The 19915-nt window shown below is 34.6% G+C and carries 16 protein-coding genes; 9 read left to right on the top strand and 7 right to left on the bottom strand.

Annotated features, from left to right (window positions below; genetic code table 11):
- The first annotated feature begins 1 nt into the window (after position 1).
- From ACE939_RS13430 to ACE939_RS13445, 4 genes are all read left to right on the top strand, one after another.
- Entirely contained in the window at positions 2 to 328 is a 327-nt protein-coding gene (locus tag ACE939_RS13430; protein WP_378186108.1) for a DUF59 domain-containing protein, read from the top strand.
- A gap of 64 nt (positions 329 to 392) precedes the next feature.
- Entirely contained in the window at positions 393 to 899 is a 507-nt protein-coding gene (locus ACE939_RS13435) for a DUF2480 family protein (RefSeq protein ID WP_378186109.1), read from the top strand.
- Between the two features lie 174 nt (positions 900 to 1073).
- Positions 1074 to 1994, top strand: a complete 921-nt coding sequence (locus tag ACE939_RS13440) for a DUF3078 domain-containing protein (protein WP_378186110.1) — start codon at positions 1074 to 1076, stop codon at positions 1992 to 1994.
- Between the two features lie 148 nt (positions 1995 to 2142).
- The gene (locus ACE939_RS13445; RefSeq protein WP_378186111.1) at positions 2143 to 3042 is read left to right on the top strand and encodes a DUF3078 domain-containing protein; all 900 of its coding nucleotides are present in this window, start codon (positions 2143 to 2145) and stop codon (positions 3040 to 3042) included.
- Position 3043: 1 nt separating this feature from the next.
- On the opposite strand, the gene hflX is transcribed toward ACE939_RS13445, so the two are convergent.
- The gene (gene hflX, locus ACE939_RS13450; protein WP_378186112.1) at positions 3044 to 4264 is read right to left on the bottom strand and encodes a GTPase HflX; all 1221 of its coding nucleotides are present in this window, start codon (positions 4262 to 4264) and stop codon (positions 3044 to 3046) included.
- Between the two features lie 111 nt (positions 4265 to 4375).
- On the opposite strand from hflX, the gene ACE939_RS13455 reads away from it, so the two are divergent.
- A complete protein-coding gene (locus ACE939_RS13455) occupies positions 4376 to 5347 on the top strand; it encodes an endonuclease (RefSeq protein ID WP_378186113.1) in 972 nt (323 codons plus the stop codon).
- Positions 5348 to 5474: 127 nt separating this feature from the next.
- A complete protein-coding gene (locus tag ACE939_RS13460; protein ID WP_378186114.1) occupies positions 5475 to 9518 on the top strand; it encodes a T9SS type A sorting domain-containing protein in 4044 nt (1347 codons plus the stop codon).
- A 141-nt stretch (positions 9519 to 9659) separates the two neighbouring features.
- Here ACE939_RS13460 and ACE939_RS13465 read toward each other — a convergent pair whose 3' ends face one another.
- Positions 9660 to 10052, bottom strand: coding sequence for a lipocalin family protein (locus ACE939_RS13465; protein WP_378186115.1), 393 nt, complete (start codon positions 10050 to 10052; stop codon positions 9660 to 9662).
- 153 nt (positions 10053 to 10205) lie between these two features.
- A complete protein-coding gene (locus ACE939_RS13470; RefSeq protein ID WP_378186116.1) occupies positions 10206 to 11498 on the bottom strand; it encodes an aminopeptidase P family protein in 1293 nt (430 codons plus the stop codon).
- Positions 11499 to 11783: 285 nt separating this feature from the next.
- Between ACE939_RS13470 and ACE939_RS13475 the strand changes: the two genes are divergently transcribed.
- Complete coding sequence (locus ACE939_RS13475; RefSeq protein WP_378186117.1) at positions 11784 to 14633, top strand: WD40/YVTN/BNR-like repeat-containing protein; 2850 nt, start codon at positions 11784 to 11786, stop codon at positions 14631 to 14633.
- Positions 14634 to 14637: 4 nt separating this feature from the next.
- Here the strand turns inward: ACE939_RS13475 and ACE939_RS13480 are convergent, their stop codons facing one another.
- Both ACE939_RS13480 and ACE939_RS13485 read right to left on the bottom strand, forming a co-directional pair.
- Positions 14638 to 14928: a chaperone modulator CbpM gene (locus ACE939_RS13480; protein WP_378186118.1), complete on the bottom strand. Its 291-nt coding sequence runs from the start codon at positions 14926 to 14928 to the stop codon at positions 14638 to 14640.
- Positions 14925 to 15845 (bottom strand): DnaJ C-terminal domain-containing protein, encoded by a 921-nt coding sequence (locus ACE939_RS13485; RefSeq protein ID WP_378186119.1) that lies wholly within the window; start codon positions 15843 to 15845, stop codon positions 14925 to 14927. The genes ACE939_RS13480 and ACE939_RS13485 overlap by 4 nt, the downstream gene beginning before the upstream one ends.
- 108 nt (positions 15846 to 15953) lie before the next feature.
- Between ACE939_RS13485 and ACE939_RS13490 the strand changes: the two genes are divergently transcribed.
- Together ACE939_RS13490 and ACE939_RS13495 are read left to right on the top strand one after the other, a co-directional pair.
- Positions 15954 to 16349, top strand: coding sequence for a DUF2721 domain-containing protein (locus ACE939_RS13490; protein ID WP_378186120.1), 396 nt, complete (start codon positions 15954 to 15956; stop codon positions 16347 to 16349).
- 43 nt (positions 16350 to 16392) lie between these two features.
- Positions 16393 to 17844: an ATP-binding protein gene (locus ACE939_RS13495; protein WP_378186121.1), complete on the top strand. Its 1452-nt coding sequence runs from the start codon at positions 16393 to 16395 to the stop codon at positions 17842 to 17844.
- 54 nt (positions 17845 to 17898) lie between these two features.
- Here the strand turns inward: ACE939_RS13495 and pyk are convergent, their stop codons facing one another.
- Entirely contained in the window at positions 17899 to 19326 is a 1428-nt protein-coding gene (gene pyk, locus ACE939_RS13500; RefSeq protein ID WP_378186122.1) for a pyruvate kinase, read from the bottom strand.
- Positions 19326 to 19814, bottom strand: a complete 489-nt coding sequence (locus ACE939_RS13505; protein WP_378186123.1) for an IPExxxVDY family protein — start codon at positions 19812 to 19814, stop codon at positions 19326 to 19328. Before ACE939_RS13505 ends, pyk begins: the two co-directional genes overlap by 1 nt.
- Positions 19815 to 19915 lie beyond the last annotated feature (101 nt).

The raw sequence follows: 19915 nt of genomic DNA on the forward strand, positions 1-19915 counted from the left end.
TATGAGCGAAACAACAATAGATACAAACGAACTGGGAGAGAAAATTGTAAAAGTTATTAAAACTATATACGATCCCGAAATCCCAGTAGATATATACGAACTGGGACTTATTTATGATGTCTTTGTAAATGAAGATTATGATGTAAAGATTTTAATGACACTGACCTCACCAAATTGTCCTGTTGCAGAATCACTTCCTGAAGAAGTAAGAGAAAAAGTTAAATCTCTCAATGCAGTAAATGATGTTGAGGTAGAACTTACGTTTGAACCAACGTGGTCTCAAGATTTGATGAGCGAGGAAGCTAAATTAGAATTGGGCATGTTATAATAAACTGTCCAAAATCTTACGAATCATAACAGGTATAACATATAGATTCTTTTAGGTTGAAGCTATGGAGGAAGAAATTATTAATAGAGTAGCACAAAATCAAAAACTTATAACTTTTGATTTAGAACAGTATTATCCAGAAGGCGAGAGAATTTTATTTGATATAAAAAATTGGTTATTTGAAGAACTAATTTTAAAGGAAAAGGATTTTAGAGAACATATAGCGCAACATGACTGGACACAATACAAAAACGCTTATGTTGCATTACACTGTTCTACAGATGCCATTATTCCTGGATGGGCATATCTTTTATTAGCAACCTCAATAGCTCCTTATAGTACAGAGGTAGTGGTAGGCACACTAGAAACACTAGAAACACATCTTTATCAAACTATATTAAATGATTTAGACTATTCGGCTTATAAAGATAAATACGTAATAATTAAAGGGTGCGCTCATAAGCCTGTACCACCCAATGCATATACTATGGCCATACAGAAACTACAACCACTTGTTAGGAGTTTGCGATATGGTGAAGCGTGTTCATCTGTTCCATTATTTAAACGGTAAAGTTGTTAATCGATAAAAAAAGCTTTTTGTCGAAAATCAGCTCTTATACTTACGTAACTGTTATCTAGAACTACATGCATTAGTATCTTTACACATATAAAATGTATTTAAATTAATCTATAGCGTTGTATAACAAAAGCTCTAAAAAAATATTCTTATAAAACTACTATTAACATGAAGAAAACTTTTATCACACTAGCTGTATTAGTGAGTGTTGCAACTACTTATGCTCAAGAAGAAACCAAAGAAGAAACACCAAAAGACGGGTGGAGTGATTCTGGCAAGTTGAGTTTGCTTTTCAATCAGTCAGCTTTTAATGCAGAATGGCAGGGTGGAGGTACCTCTAACATTGCAGGTAATGTATCATTAACATATGATTTCAATTATCGCAAAGGCGATTTAACATGGGATAACAAAGTATTAGCTGACTATGGGCTTACTAAGTTAAAAGATCAAGAATTTGTAAGAAAAACAAATGATCGATTAGAACTCAATTCAATCCTAGGTAAACAGATCAACGAATCTAATTGGTTTTATTCTTTCTTTTTAAACTTTAGAACTCAATTTGATGCTGGTTATGATTATTTTCAAGAAGATATCATAGAGAACGGTGAAGTTATCGGTTCAAGAGAAGCTCGTATAGAAACAACTCATTTTTTATCACCAGGTTTCTTGCAAGCTGGACCTGGATTATTATGGAAGAAAAGTGATAATTTAAAAGTAAATTTTGCTCCAGCAACTGCAAAATTAATCTTCGTAGACGATGCTTTTACTAGTACGCCTAACTATGTCGATGGAGATTATTTTGGTGTTGATGCCAATGAATCTACACGCTTCGAATTTGGAGCAGCTATTAGTGGTTACGCAAAGTTTGATTTGGTTAAAAATGTATCTATGGAGAACATTTTGAACTTATATGCTAACTACCTAGAAGATCCACAAAATGTTGATATAGATTACACGGCAAATATAGCTATGAGCATCAATGATTTTATGTCTGCCAATATAACATTCCAAGCAATTTATGATGACAATGCCGTAAAAGGTTTTCAAATACGTGAAGTTTTTGGATTAGGAATCAACTACGGATTCTAACAATAGATTTTACCAAAAAATTAAAGTGTGCCTCCTTATAAGGGAGGCATTTTTCTTATATAAAAAACTAATAAATTTCTTTGATAGCCGTTATCAATACTAAGCACTCTTTATATTTGCATTTTTGAAATTGACTTAATTTTGAAGGATGAGAAATTATCTTCTATATGTTGTAACTACCTTGAATTTTTTTGCGGCGTATTCCCAACAAAAAAATGTTGAAAAGGATTCTATAGATGGATGGAAAACACAAACCAAAATTGCCACGCTAATTAATCAAGCAGCATTTAACAACAATTGGCAAGGTGGAGGGACAACTAATCTTGCAGGGAATATTACGGTAAAATTCGATTTTAATTATAGAAAAGGAAGTCTAACACTTAACAATCGTTTTTTAGCAGATTATGGACTTACTAAAATAAAAGATAAAAAATTCACTCGTAAGACCAACGATAGGATGGAGCTCAACTCGGTTCTTAGTAAAAGAATCAAAACATCAAGTTGGTATTATTCTTATTTTCTCAATTTTAAATCCCAATTCGACAAAGGTTTTCGTTTCGAAAAAGAGCCTGATACCGATGAGGAGATACGTATCGAAGAAACACGCTTCTTTTCTCCAGCCTATATTCAAACAGGTCCAGGTATTTTATGGAAAAAAAGTGATTTACTATATATAAACATCGCACCAATAACAGCGAGAATGATTTTTGTAGATAACCGATTTACGGAAGGGGAGGATTACGAAGACGGAGATTATTTTGGATTAGATAAAGGTGAAACATCAAGGTTCGAATTTGGAGGATCTGTTTCTATGTACGCAAAGTTTACAATCATGAAAAACATATCCCTAGAAAACACTTTGAACTTTTACTCCAATTATATTGAGGATGCTTACAATATTGATATTGATTATATGATGAACCTACAACTCAAGGTGAACAAATACATCTCAACTACCTTAGCTTTTCAAGCTATATATGATGACAATGCAACCGATGGTTTTCAAATAAGAGAAATTCTTGGTTTTGGACTTACCTATAGTTTTTAAATTACTGGTTGTGCTCTTGCTCCATGAATTCTGGATATAAAAAACTGTTATAAGGGAAACGAGTTACATGTATTTCACGAATTTCTTGATACACTCGTTTCTTAAACTCTTCGATATTTTCTTTATTAATGGCAGATATAAATAAAGCATTGTCACCAATCTTACTCATCCAAGTATCTTTCCATTCATCCAATGTATAGTGAGCTTTGGTTCGTTCTGTAGTAAGGTCATCTACTTCAATAGTTTCGTGCGAATACGTATCTATTTTATTGAAAACCATAATCATAGGTTTGTCCAAGCTTTTAATCTCTTCCAAAATTTTATGTACCGAATCAATATGATCCTCAAATTGTGGGTGAGAAATATCAACTACATGCAATAATAAATCAGCCTCTCTAACCTCGTCCAATGTACTCTTAAAACTTTCTACTAATTGTGTAGGTAGCTTTCTTATAAAACCAACCGTATCACTTAATAAAAACGGTAAGTTGCCTATTACTACTTTACGTACAGTGGTATCGAGTGTTGCAAATAATTTATTTTCGGCAAACACCTCACTTTTGGCAAGGACATTCATTAACGTCGATTTCCCAACATTTGTATATCCGACCAAAGCTACACGTACTAATTGACCCCGGTTTCCTCGTTGTGTAGCCATTTGTTTATCAATGGTAAGTAATTTTTTCTTTAGTAAAGAAATCCGGTCTCTCACGATACGTCTATCGGTTTCAATTTCGGTCTCACCAGGACCACGCATTCCTATACCTCCTCGTTGACGTTCCAAATGCGTCCACATTCCCATTAGCCGCGGTAATAAGTATTGATACTGTGCAAGTTCAACTTGAGTTCTAGCATAACTCGTCTGCGCACGTTGGGCAAAAATATCAAGAATAAGATTTGTACGATCAATAATTTTTGCTTTTAAAATACGCTCAATATTACGTTGCTGGGCAGGTGTTAGTTCATCGTCAAAAACTATGGTACCAATATCATGTTGCTCAACATACGCCAAAACCTCCTCCATTTTACCAGTTCCTATAAAAGTTTTAGAGTTAGGTTTTTCCATCTTTTGAGTAAAACGCTTAACCACTTCGCCTCCCGCCGTATATGTTAAAAACGCTAACTCATCCAAAAACTCGTTAAGCTTTTCTTCATTTTGATGTTTTGTAACAATGCCAATTAATATGGCTTTTTCGTACTCAAAGTCTTTTTTTTCTAACATCGATCTTGCTTTAATCTACGTGTGCTTACAGCTACGTTATTTGTTTCCAAAGGTACAACATTGTATGGGTTTGAATTTGTACTTTAGGAGTTTCTTATAATTTCTTCCTACATGCAATTACCATTTTTTAACGCGTCAAAAAAAAAATCGCTTTATACGCTAGCTTTTTACAATCTCGAAAACTTATTTGATACTGTAAATGATCCTATAACCTTGGACGATGACTTTCTGCCAAATGCAGAGCGAAGTTGGAATCGTAAACGTTACCAAAAGAAGTTGTACAAATTAAGCTCTGTAATAGTACAAATAGGAAGTTCTAAAACCAACAAACCACCCTCACTGGTAGGAGTGTCAGAAGTTGAAAACAAAAAAGTTTTATCAGATTTGGTAAATAGCAAAAAAATGAAACGCTTTAATTACGGCATTGTTCATTTTGATTCGCCTGATGAGCGGGGTATAGATGTCGGACTCCTGTATCAAAAAGAACATTTTAAAGTAATTACTTCAAAAACAATTAGCATCCTAGTAGATAATGAACCAGGAGTAAGAGATTTTACAAGAGATATTTTGCATGTTGAGGGCTTATTAAATAATGAAAAAATACATGTATTAGTAAATCATTGGCCTTCAAGAAGGGAAGGTGCAGATAGTACTGCATATAAACGCATTATAGCTGCTAAAAAAAATCGGGAGCTAATTCAACAAATTCGTGCTCAAAACCCAGCGTCAAAAATTGTTGTAATGGGTGATTTTAATGATGACCCAAGTAGTGAGAGTATAAAAAAATACTTGGTTCAACAGGATTTTTACAATCCAATGGAAAAATTACATACTAGATATCGTGGCACGTTAAGTTATCGAAGCCAATGGTACAGTTTTGATCAAATTATCTTGAGTCATTCTTTTCATAAATTTGAGCAAGGAAAACATAGCTTCAATCATGCCGACATATTTGATAGAAAATACGTAAAGGTTTTTAAAGGACGTTATAAAGGGAGCCCTTTTCGTACGTATGTAGGACCAGATTATCAAGGAGGATATAGTGATCATTTTCCCGTATTCGTTACCTTAAAATTGAATTAAAAGTAAATTAAGTTTGGAAAAAAAACAGTACATTGTTATTTAAAGGTTTGATAATCTTAAATACTTACCCGAGTTTACCACGATTTTCTAAATTGCCATGGTATAAATTATATTTAAAACACACACAATGAATCTCAAATTACTCTTCACTTTTTTGGTGACAATTACCCTATGCCGTACTATGAGTAGTACCGCACAAACCATTTTTATTAATGAAATTCACTATGACAATTCGGGCACGGATATTAATGAAGCTATAGAAATTGCTGGTCCCGCAGGGACAGATCTAAGTGGGTGGAGTCTTATTTTATATAATGGAGCCACTTCTCAAATGTATAGAACAATTAATTTATCGGGTACAATTATTAACCAACAAAATGGGTATGGAACTTTGGTAGAGCTATTACCCTCTAATGGTATACAAAATGGAGCACCCGATGGTATCGCATTAGTAAACTCAGCCAATGCAGTTATTCAGTTTTTAAGTTATGAAGGGGTTATTGATGCAACAGATGGACCCGCGGCAGGAATTACAAGCGTTGATATTGGAGTTTCAGAAACCAATACCACCCAAGTGGGTGCATCTTTACAACTTATAGGAAATGGAACAAACTATGCTGATTTTGACTGGCAAGTTTTAAATACAAATACGTATGGAGCCATAAATTCAAATCAGACTTTTGAAACTACAATGATTACTCCACTTATTAATGAATTTGTGTTTAATCATACAGGTTCAGATACAGATGAGTTTTTAGAAATTGTAGCAGGTCCCAACACCGATTTATCTGAGTATACAGTACTAGTAATTGAAGGCGACAGTGAGACTGCAGGAACGATCGATCAAGTTATACAGCTTGCCACTACAAATTCATTGGGGTACTTAACAATTTTTTTTCCACCTAATGCTGTTGAGAATGGATCTTTAACGCTTCTTTTGGTTAAGAATTTTACGGGAACTTTAGGTGAGGATGTAGATAGTGACAATGATGCTCAATTTGATAGTACTCCTTGGGAAGCAATTTTGGATGCAGTGGGTGTTTATGACGGAGGAGACTCTGATAGTATATATACCAATGTAGTACTAACACCATACTTTGATTCTGGTATTTTTACTGTAGGTGGAGCTTCAAGGTTACCTAATGCTATCGACACAGACTCCGTCTTAGATTGGACACGTAATGATTTTGATGGTCAAGGCCTACCAAGTTTTCCTTTAGCAATGGCCCAACCAGGAGAAGCTATAAATACTCCAGGATTTAAAAACCAACTAGTTGCTCCAACTGCGCTAATCATTAATGAGCTCGATGCAGATACTCAAGGTTCTGATGTTTTAGAGTTTATAGAATTATATGATGGTGGTATAGGGAATACTACTTTGGATGGCTACGTTATTGTAAATTATAACGGTAATGGCGATACAAGTTACAATGCATTTGACTTGGATGGCTTTTCTACTAATGCTGAAGGATATTTTGTAATCGGAAATGCTAACGTTGCAAATGTGAACTTGGTAGTACCCAATAACAGTTTTCAAAATGGAGCAGATGCCGTTGCTTTATATTTTGATGATGCAAATAGTTTTCCTAACGGAACGGCACTAACTACAAATCGTCTTATTGATGCCATTGTTTATGGTACAGATGATGATGATGACTTGGAATTGTTGGTTTTATTAGAAGAAAACTCCCCTCAACTTAATGAGAACAGTAACGGGAATAAAGATGGGGAATCTCTACAACGTATGCCAAATGGAACAGGTGGCCCCCTTAATACAAATACCTTTGTAGTCAAAAAACCAACACCAGGAGTTGCTAATGAAGCAATAATAGTAGAGCCTGGCGAGATTATTTCTATTGCAGCAGCTCGTGCAGCAGCAATTGGTACGCCAGTAACTATTACAGGAGTCCTTACAGCGACCGATAATTTTAAAGGACCAGCATTTATTCAAGATTCTACAGGTGGTATTGCTGTTTTTAATCAAGAACTACAATCGGATGCTAACTTTAAAATTGGAGATTCTTTGACTCTCACAGGTACCCGAGTAGCATTTAATGATCAAGTACAAATTGACTCGGTAGTGGATGTTGTTGCTAATGGAAAACCTAAGCAACCTATTATACCCTTACCTATTACGCTATCAGAACTCGCCAATCATCCTGGAGAGTTAGTAATCGTAGAAAACACAGCATTTCCTAATCCAGGCGATTTACTTTTTGGTAATGCAAATTTTACTTTAACAGATGGTAGTGGTACAGGAGAGCTACGTATCGATAATGATGTAACTACGCTGGTAGGAAAAGTACAGCCAATAACGTGTCCGCAACTTACAGGAGTCGTAGGTCGTTTTAGAGAATTTTATCAACTCTTACCTCGTAATGCTGATGATATGTCTTGTGCATTAGACTTCATTTCGCCAGGAGATACGATAGGATTTCCAAAAGAGGAAACTCTTGATGTCGTAACTTGGAATATCGAGTGGTTTGGAGACGAAGCCAATTCTCCAGTAGGCAACAATCCAATGTCTGATGCTATTCAGCGAGACAGTACAGCTGTAGTATTAAAAAAGTTAAATGCAGATATTTATGCCGTGCAAGAAATTGCAGATGACGCACTATTTGCAGAACTGGTAAGTGCACTACCAGGATATGATTTTATATTATCGGATGCATTTTCTAACCCTTCTTCTACCTCAAACGTTCAAAAAGTTGGATTTATCTATAAAACTGAAACAGTTAACATAGTTGCTACACGTCCAATGTTTACTTCTATTCACCCCTTATATAATGGTGGCGATGCAAGTACAATAGACGATTATCCTAATGAAACAACACGATTCTTTGCGAGTGGACGTTTACCATTTTTGATGACTGCAGATATAACAATAAATGGAGTAACCGAGCGTATGGATTTTATTGCTTTGCACGCACGAGCAAATAGTGGTACAAATGCTCAAGACCGGTATGATATGCGTAAGTATGATGTCGAAGTGCTAAAAGATTCGCTGGACACCAATTTTGCGAATAATAAAGTAGTGTTGTTAGGAGATTTCAATGATGATGTAGATGCTACAGTGGCAGATATAAGTTTAAAGATTTCTAGTTATGAGCAATATGTTAAAGATACAGCAAACTACGCTATTGTCTCATCTGCACTAAGTAAAGCTGGTTTACGATCTTATATTTTTAGAGAAAATATGATTGATCACATAGCGATTACCAACGAATTGCAAAACAGTTATCTTGAAAATTCAGTTACGGTGCACTATGATGTATATGACAATGATTATGCTTTTAATACCTCCGATCATTTACCAGTATCTGCTCGTTTTCTATTAACGCCACAAATTGTAGATAATGATTGCGTTGGAGGTTCTGTAATTGCTTTTGATCAAGGTTTACGTAAAGATGGTCGTCGTGTTGCTTCTTATCGAAGTCGTCCTGAAAAAGCTTTGGGTAGCCCCAAAGAGCGCCAATATTTTAACTTTGTAAGTTTAGGATTTGGGGGAGCTATTACTATTGCATTGAATAATGAAATTTTTGACAATGTTGACAGCGACGAATTTATGGTGTATGAATCTACCGGATTTAGAGACAATATTCCCTGTCATTATTTTCCGGAAGAAGCTGAGGTTTTTGCTTCTGTAGATGGAGAAACGTTTGTATCTCTTGGAAGTACCTGTCAGGACGGCGCTTTTGATCTGGCTAGTGGTGGTTTGCGTAGTGCAAAGTATATAAAAGTAGTTGATAGGAGTGATAGCAATAAGTTTCCTTGGTTTGCAGATGGGTATGATTTGGACGCTATTGTTTGTGTAGCATCAGGTGAAACAATCCCATTACAAAAGAGAAGTGTAAGTATTGATAAACCTACTGACTACGATAGCGAGTTATTGACTGAAGCCGATACTGTAGAAGGTGTTGAAATTGTAGCTTCGCCAAACCCTGTGACTGATAGACTAAGTATTCGCTTTACCACAAAAAACCGAAGTTCTTTACTTATATCGATTACCGATGTAACAGGACGAGAAGTATATACACAACAAGCGGTTATGAACTTTGGAAGTTCAATTCTGCAAGTAGACATGAAATCGTTTCCTCAGGGAATCTATGTAATCAAAGCAATCGACAAAGCGAATGGATCACAATACATAGAAAAGATTGTAAAAGAGTAATTCTTTAAACTTTAATGGAACAAGTGTTCATTGAAAAGCCGACTCTAAGGGTCGGCTTTTATTGTAAGTATCAGTTAACATTTTAAGCTTCAACAAAAACAAAAGTTTTACGAATGAAGAATTGTATAATTGGCTTAAGAATTACTTTACCTTTATATACTTCTCTTTACAAGATTCAATGCACTGTGTAGGAAAATCTATAATAAGTTCGCCGTCATTCAATTTGAAATCTATGTTTGATTCTGATGTATCACAGGTAATCCTTAGTTTAGAATCTGCTATTGAATACGATCCAGCTTTACCTATAGTGGTGTCTTTGGCCATATTACAATAGGAAACATTTGTCTTTAAAGTGCCATCTGCAAAAAAAGTAATAACTTTCTCTTGATTTGCCTTTTGAAATGTGCCTTTGCCATTACCAGGATCTACTAAAACTTCAGATAATTTCCAAGTACCAACTAGAGCAGCTTCTTTTTTTTCGGCGCAAGACCAAAATACCATAAGAAAACTTATAGTATAGAGTAAATTTTTCATGAATTATGATTTATGTGTTATTGAGGCACTAAACTATAAAAAATCACATGAAAAGATTTACGGCTATACCGCCGAGTTAGTATTTGAAAAACACTAAAAACCCTATGGTATCATACCATAGGGTTCTTATTATAAAATATTAGAAATCAGCAGTTACTCATTCATTAAGCTTTCAATCTCTTCAGCTTCGATCGGGATAGATCCCATCAAATTAAACGGTTCTCCTTTTTCTTGAACAACAACATCATCTTCTAGGCGAATTCCAAAACCTTCTTCTGGAATATAAATACCAGGTTCGACGGTAAAGACCATATTCGCTTGTATAGGATCTGTAAGGATTCCGTAATCATGAGTATCCAATCCGATATGATGTGAAGTCCCGTGCATAAAATATTTTTTATAAGCGGGCCAGTCGGGGTTTTCATTTTGTACATCTGCTTTATCCAATAGACCAAGTCCTAATAATTCTGATGTCATCAACTTACCAACCTCTATATGATATGTGTCCCAATAGGCTCCAGGTACTAATAATTTTGTTGCTTCATTTTTTACTCTTAGAACAGCGTTGTAAACATCTTTTTGTCTTTTGGTGTATGTTCCAGATACTGGGATTGTTCGGGATAAGTCACTTGCATAATTAGCATACTCGGCTGCAAAATCCATTAATATGAGATCTCCGGACTTACATTCTTGATTATTTTGTATATAATGCAACACGTTGGCGTTATTACCACTGGCTATTATGGGTGTGTATGCAAAACCTTTGGAACGATTATTTAAGAATTCATGCATAATTTCTGCTTGAATATTATACTCCCATACCCCTGGTTTTACGAAAGACAAAACGCGCCTAAAGGCTTTTTCTGTAATAGCACAGGCGTTTTGCATAAGCTTTAGTTCAATTGGATCTTTTACAGAACGTAAACGCTGTAAAATTGGATTACTTTTGGCAACAGCATGTGCAGGATACTTAGCTTTCCACCATTTAGTAAATCGATCCTCACGAGTTTCGGTTGCTACATTAGCGCGATAGTGTTCATTGGTATTTACGTATACTGTATCAGACTGCGTCATGATTTCAAAAAATACTTTTTCGAAGTCTTGTAACCAGTATACAGTTTTTACCCCTGAGGTTTCAAAAGCCCTCTCTTTATTGAGTTTTTCGCCTTCCCAAACGGCAATATGATCATTTGTTTCTTTAAGAAACAATATCTCTCGATGTTTTTCTTTTGGTGCATCGGGAAACAATACTAATATACTTTCTTCTTGATCAACACCACTTAGGTAAAATATATCACGATGCTGCTCAAATGGCATTGTACTATCTGCGCTTATAGGATATATATCATTGCTATTAAATACGGCAATACTTTTAGGCTTCATTTGAGCCATAAAATTTTTTCTGTTTTTGATAAATAGATTCTTATCAATTGGATCGTACTTCATGTGCTATTTTTAAGTGATTCTCTATTAATTTTTATAATATAAACGTTTTCAAAATGATTTTTTTAGCTAAAGGTACAGTATACAAAAGTTGGCTATATCTTTAAGTATTGTTAAACTAAATTTAAATATTTTGACACTATTTTAACATTACATAATTTCATAGGCTTAAATTAATAATTTTCTATGCAAACCTAAGATATTGAAAGAAGATACAATAATACTTAGCTCAGTTTTTAAACATTGTATGGTATTCATTCTTTTTGCATAATCCACAATCAAACACTCATGAAATTAATTTGTACTACCGCGTTTTTTATTACGCTCACAAGCTTCCTTTACGCTCAGCAACCAGCAACATCAGCAAAGGTTTATCAACAAGCGCTTGTTGAAAAGCAAGAACTAGCTAGCAAATCTTTGGTAAAAAATATACCTTTTGAAAACATAGGTCCTTCGGTTATGAGTGGGCGCGTAGTGGATATAGCTGTCAATCCAAAAAAACCTTCAGAGTTTTACGTAGGGTATGCATCGGGTGGTTTATGGTATACTAATAATAATGGAACCACATTTTTACCAGTACTGGATGGCGCAAAAACAATAAATATCGGCGATATTGCAGTACACTGGGAAACTGGTACACTTTGGGTGGGTACTGGAGAGAATAATGCTTCAAGATCCTCTTATGCTGGTACAGGAATTTTGAAATCAGAAGATTTAGGAAAAACGTGGAAAAATATGGGTCTTATAGATTCTCATCATATAGGTAGAATTTTGATTAACCCTTCTAATCCAAAAGAAGTAGTAGTTGGTGTTATAGGTCATTTGTATTCACCTAATAAAGAACGAGGACTCTATAAAACTGTAGATGGTGGCGAGACATGGCAACAAACACTTTTTATTGATGAAAATACGGGAATTATTGATGTAGCAATGGCACCAGAAAATTTTGATATTCAATATGCCTCTGCTTGGGAAAAAAATAGAAAAGCTTGGAATTTTAAAGGTAATGGTACACATTCTGCTATATACAAGAGTATTGATGCAGGCAAAAACTGGACTAAAATTAGTACAGAAGTAAGTGGATTTCCCGTAGGAGAAGGCGTGGGTCGAATTGGATTAGCGGTGTATGATCAAAAGATAGCCTACGCAGTGTTGGATAACCAATATCGAAGAACAGAAAGAACAAAAAAGAATGATGAAAAGGTACTCACAAAAGAGGATTTTAAAACAATGACTATTTCAGATTTTTTGAAAATTGAAGATAAAAAGTTGAATGTTTTTTTAAAACGTAATGGTTTTCAAGAAAAGTATAGAGCAGAAAATGTAAAACACATGGTACGCGGGGGTAGTGTAAAACCAATGGACCTAGCCAAATATCTCGATAATGCAAATACAGCACTTTTTGATACACCAGTAATTGGTGCAGAGGTCTACAGAACAGATGATGGTGGTAAAACTTGGAAAAAAACGCATGATGAGTATTTAGATGATATCTTCTATAGCTACGGTTACTATTTTGCACAAATACAAGTTAATCCTAAAAATAAAGAGCATGTTTATATATCTGGTGTGCCTATAGTGAAGTCAAAAGACGGTGGTAAAACATTTGAGAGTATTAGTGCCGACAATGTACATGCTGATCATCACGCGTTATGGATCAATCCACAAAATGCCAACCACTTGATTAATGGAAACGATGGAGGTGTTAATATTACCTATGATGACGGAAAAAACTGGATTAAAGCAAATCAACCTAATGTAGGTCAATTTTATGCAATACAGGTTGATAACAAAGAGCCATATAATATTTATGGAGGTTTACAGGATAATGGTGTTTGGGTTGGATCCAGTACGGCTAAAGAAAATGTGGCTTGGCATCAAAGCGGTCAATATCCATGGCAAAGTATTATGGGAGGAGATGGGATGCAGGTCCAGGTTGATAATCGTAATGCTGATATTGTATATACAGGATTTCAATTTGGTAATTATTATAGACTTAACCGTGCAACAGGATCGTCAACCTACATTCAGCCAAAACATGAATTAGGAGAGTCACCTTATAGGTTTAATTGGCAAACTCCCATTACACTGTCTTCTCATAATCAGGATATCCTTTATTTAGGAGGAAATAAGCTAATGCGATCTATGAATCAAGGTACCGATTGGGTGGCACTATCAGATGATTTGACGGGAGGTGGTAAATCGGGCAATGTAGCATATGGTACGTTGACATCGATTAGTGAATCTCCGTTTCAATTTGGATTGCTGTATACAGGAAGTGATGACGGTTTTATTTACCGCAGTGATAATTCAGGTGGTAGTTGGAAGTTACTTTCAAAAAACTTGCCTAATAATCTCTGGGTGTCCAGAATCGTAGCTTCCAAACATGTAAAAGATCGAGTATATGTTGCTTTGAACGGCTATCGTTGGGATGATTTTAGCTCGTATATGTATCGTAGTGAAGATCGTGGAGAGACATGGAGTTCTATAAGCACCAATATCCCAATGGCTTCTGTAAATGTTATTATTGAAGATCCTAAGAACAAAAACGTTATCTATGCAGGAACCGATAATGGAGCTTATGTAAGTTTGGATTTAGGAAAGACATGGGAGTCTTTTGTACAGGGACTACCACCTGTAGCTGTGCACGACATGGTCATCGAGACTAGAACCAATGATTTACTATTGGGCACCCATGGGAGAAGTATCTATCGAGCGAATATAGAGCCACTGCAGATATTAGGAAATAAACTTTCTACAATACTACATGTATTTCCTGTTTCTCCTATAACTTTCTCAAAAAAATGGGGTAACACTTGGAGCCGTTGGCAAACGCCTACTACGCCAGAAGTATGGTTTAAAGTATACAGTAAAAAGAAAGGACCTCTTACGGCAACAATCACAACCAAAGAAGGTAAAAATCTATACAGCTTTAAAACTAATGCCGACAGAGGGCTAAATTATCTAGCGTATGATCTTAGTTTAACTGAAGAAGGTAAAAAGAGTTACGAAAAAGAGTTTTCTGATGATGAACTTTTCAAAAAGAAAAATGGAAAATACTACCTACCTGTAGGACATTATAAAATTGAGATTAGTAATGGAGACGAAGTGGTAATCGAAGATTTTGAAATACAATAGAAATTTATTCAAAAAGCTGTAGTCGGTTTCTTAATTTGAGATTCACCTGCTGCAGTTTTTCAATTTTATTCAATAAGTGTTGGATCACTTCGATACCGTCAATATTAACACCCAGTTCGGTGTTTAATCTTAGGATATGTTCAAAACGCCCTATTTGATCTATATGTATATAATACTTTTCTTTAATGTGGTAAATTTCAATTAATTCTTTTTCCTCTAATAGCTTAACAAATGAGGTGTTAATATTATAACGGTTACATAAGTCCTGTGTTAAAATATATTCTTTGGTAATCATACGTTTAAATTTTTAAGTTCGGTAAACAAGCTCTTTTGTTTTGGAGTCAATTGTTTTGGAATAGTAACTAGATAAGTGATGTATAGATCTCCAAATTCTCCTTCTTTTTTGTATTTCGGAAATCCTTTACCTTTTAATTTCACCTTGGTTAGACTTTGTGTTCCTGGCTTGACATTTAATTTAACTCTACCATCGAATGTAGCTACAGTTATTTCTCCTCCTAGAACAGCATCCAAAAGATTAAGCTCAACATTTGTATAAAGATCTGCACCATCTCTTTTAAAATCAGAGGTGTTTAAAATCTCAAATGTTATGTAGAGGTCCCCGTTGGGACCTCCCTGTATTCCTGGTGCTCCATGATTTTTTATTTTAATAGTTTGTCCATTTTCAACCCCTGCGGGAATGGTTAAACGAATTTTTTTATCATTAATAGTCAACGTTTGTTTTTGACTAGTATATACATCTGTTAAGTTTAATCTTACAGTGGCATTATAATCTTGTCCTTTAAATTGAGGGTTATAACCACGGCCTTGTTTTCTTTGCGAACCTCCAAACATGGTTTCAAAAAAATCTGAAAAAGTATCATCATCAAAATTTCCAGAGTATGAATAGCTAGAATCTGTGTTTGCTGAGCCTCTAAAAGGTGAACCTTGTGCCCTTTGTTGTTTTTTAGCGGCTTCAAATTGATCAGCATGTTGCCAATCTTTACCGTATTGGTCATATTTTTTTCGCTTTGCTGGATCACTTAGCACTTCGTTAGCTTCATTTATTTGTTGAAACTTTTTTTTAGCTTCAATATCTTTTGGATTAAGATCAGGGTGATATTTTCTTGCTAGCTTTCGGTAAGCTTTTTTAATCTCTGATGCCGAGGCTTTTTTGTCTAAACCCAAAATTTTATAATAATCTATAAATTCCATGTAGCTCACTATTTTACTTAAAAATATGAAAATCCAACTCGTAGTGATACTAATAAAATATTAAATATATTGTTCATTTTCTATTGGTAGTAATGTAATTCAAAATTTATGACACTTACTTTAAGTATACCCGCACTATTGTTTCCTGCAATTTCGCTAACCATGTTAGCATATAATGCTCGATATTTGGCTATAGCAGCACTTATAAGGCAATTATTTAAAGAAAATGAAGTTTCTTTATCAGACAATGTCAGCTTACAAATTAAGAATTTAAGAAAAAGACTTTGGTTAATACAACATATGCAAGCAATCGCAATTTTAAGTTTTTTGGGTAGTGTTAGTACCATGACTTTTTTATATCTTGACTATATACAGATAGCCCATATTAGTTTTGGGTTAAGTCTCTTATCACTAATGGTATCTCTTACTTTGTCTTTTATAGAAGTGCAATTATCAACAAAGGCTCTATCTATACGGCTAGACAGAATAGAAGGAGATACGTAAGAATTTCATATCTTGTTATAAAAAATCATTTAAATTTTTTTTTGTGTTAAAAAACAGACTCTTTAATAATGTTTTAAAAGATTTTGATACTGGGTACTGGGAGCTAAGCCCAGATACAGCCAAAGTTAAATGGTCAACTAAATTTTTTACAACCTTAGGCTATTCAAAAAAGGAACTGCCGTCTAGTTATGCCTATTTTATCGAACAATTATTGCACCGAGAGGATGCAGCAGCATTTGTAAAGAATTTTAAGGAATACAAGTTAGACAATAAAAATTTTAAACAACATATACGTATCCTGAATAAGGAAGGTAACTATCAACTTTTTAGATGTGCGACTAACGACGAACTTCCTGTTAACATACAGTCCTTGGTACAACTTATTTTCTTTTTTGAAATTAAATTAGAACCAGAAAAATCATTTAAGAAAGATATCTTTTATTATCGCGAGACTGCAGAAATGACTTCTACAGGAAGTTGGTACGTAGATTTTAATAAAAAACAAAGTTATTGGGATTTTGAGACTAGAAGAATACTTGAATATCCCGAAAATTACATTCCCTCCCTTAAAAATTCGGGGCAATATTATGCCGATGATGATAAGCAATTGGCAGCCGATCTATTTTTTAAATGTGCAATGTCTGGGACATCATTTAATACAGAGATCAAAATGCTAACCTCAAAAGGTAGAGAGTTCTGGGTAAAGGCAATTGGCAAGCCAGTCTATGGGAGAGAAAAAGAGATTATTGGGATTAGAGGAGTTTTTCAAGATATTGACGAGGCCAAACGTAAAGAGCTACGACTCCAAAAGTCAATGGATATTATTGCTTCGCAAAACTCTAAGCTTTTTAATTTTGCACATATTGTATCTCATAATTTACGTTCACATACTAGCAACTTATCATTACTAGTACAACTTATGGATGATATAGAAAATATAGATGAACGTGAAGAAGTGATAAGTGAAGTACGTCATATATCACATAATTTAAACACAACAATTGATCATCTTAATGAAATTGTAACGATTCATACAAATAACCAACAAGAACGAATTCCAGTTAATTTTACAGAGGCACTTCAGTTGGTTACTAATGGTATTGGCTATATGATTAACGAAACAAAGGCAGAGATTGTTTCTGACTTCTCGTTGCTTCCAGAAATAGCCTATATTCCTGCCTATATCGAAAGTATTTTTTTAAATTTAATTACAAATGCTATAAAATATCAACATCCAGATCGCACACCAATTATTCATATTTCTTCTTACATAAAAGGTGAAAATAAGTGTTTACAGATATCTGATAACGGTAGTGGAATCGATATGAAAGCAAACGAATCAAAAGTTTTTGGAATGTATAAAACGTTTCATTCTAACAAAGATGCAATTGGGATAGGACTTTTTATTACCAAAAATCAAATTGAATCTATGGGAGGTACAATCCAAGTAGAAAGTGAAGTGGGCGTAGGAACCATCTTTACTATTTGCTTTTAAAAGGAGTGAATAAAAAAGACCGTGGATAACGGTCTTTTTTATTCACTATATTTATTAAATCTGTGATACCCGTAAGGTGTTTACCATACCCTTATTGGATACAGGCATAGCTGCTAAGTTTATTAACATATCGCCACTCTTTACGAAGCCACGATTTAATGCTAATTGATTTACATCTTCAACAGTTTCATCAGTGCTTACATACTTATCATAAAAGAAAGACTTGACTCCCCAAAGTAAATTAAGCTGACATAAAATTCTTTTATTACTGGTAAAAACTAAAATATGTGCAGTAGGACGCCATGCTGAAATTTGAAAGGCAGTGTATCCACTATTTGTCAATGTACATATCGCTTTGGCGTCAATATCATCGGCCATATGAGCAGCATGATAACAGATAGATTTAGTGATAAAACGATTTGTTCTGATGTGGGGTGGGTTTTGAGGTACTTTGATTAAATCAGAATTCTCTACACTTCGAATAACTTTTGACATGGTCTCAATAACCTGTACAGGATATTTACCTACAGAGGTCTCTCCAGATAGCATAACAGCATCTGCACCATCCATTACAGAGTTTGCTACGTCATTTACCTCGGCACGAGTAGGTGTTAAACTATCAATCATTGTTTCCATCATTTGTGTAGCGATGATTACTGGTATACGAGCTATTTTAGCACGTAAAACTAGTTGTTTTTGAATAAGCGGCACCTCTTGCGCCGGAATTTCAACCCCCAGATCACCACGAGCAACCATTAGACCATCACAGTAGGAAACTATTTTATCGATATTTTCAACCCCTTCGGGCTTTTCAATTTTGGCTATTATAGGTATTTTATGATCACTATGCTTTTTAATAAGTTCTTGAAGCTCCATCAAATCCTCGGCATGCCTAACAAAAGATAATGCTATCCAATCTACCTTTTGCTCACAAGCAAATATTGCATCCTTCACATCTTTTTTGGTCAAAGCAGGCAACGATATGTTAGTGTTAGGAAGATTTACTCCTTTTTTGGACCGTAGGGGCCCTCCTTGTATCACCTTTGCTTTTACATTATCCTTATCGTTGGTAGTAACCACTTCAAACATTAATTTACCATCATCCAAAAGGATTTTTTCACCTGGTTTCACATCTTTAGGAAATTCTGTGTAATTCATATATACACGATCGGCAGTACCTTCAAAAGGTTTGCCAGTGATAAACTCTATCGTGTCTCCTTTATTAACAATAACATCTCCTTTCATAACGCCCACGCGTAATTTGGGACCCTGTAAATCTCCAAGAATAGCCGTATTATAACCGTGCTCATCACTAAGCTCTCTGATCATTTTTATACGTTCCTTTACATCATCATAATCAGCGTGAGAAAAATTAATTCTAAATACATCAACTCCAGCATCGAGCATATCTTTAAGTACTTCTTTTGTACTTGTTGCTGGGCCTAGAGTTGCTACAATTTTGGTTTTTTTACGTTTTGGCATTAGTCAAAAATTAAATTATTCTTAGATTTTAGTGTATTATAGTCTACAGTATAAGCCGTCACAATTTGCATTATATGTTGTATCTGCATCAGTAACTTCTTATTTGAAGACTGTATAGAATCTGATTCAATTTTTAAAAAATAATCTACATTTTTTAATTCGGGAATCAGATATTTGGTTGTATGATTTTGCTCGCTACTAAACAATTCACTATGCATTGTATCATTTGTATTCATTTTATGGCGAAATGTATTTGCAAAAAAAGAATAGGTGGTATATAGATACTCATCATAAAATTGATAGAACGGATATGCTGCCAATACATCATCATATTTAAATTGAATATCTCTTTCTTTACGGTAAAGTTTAATATCCAGTATTTTATTTAGCAAAAAAGCTAATCGATAAGATTCTAATGAGCAATGAATAGCTATAAGTTCATAATCATCTTCTGCAAGTGTATCTAAAACGAGTCGTTGAACAGCCACTTAGTGATTGGTTTTGTTAAAATCAATGGGAAATATACAAATTAATTTTACCAAGAAGTTTAAATCTTTGTGAAGATATGAACCGAAAACGATTGCGTTAA

Source organism: Aquimarina rhodophyticola (assembly GCF_042434915.1).
Taxonomy (GTDB): Bacteria; Bacteroidota; Bacteroidia; order Flavobacteriales; family Flavobacteriaceae; genus Aquimarina.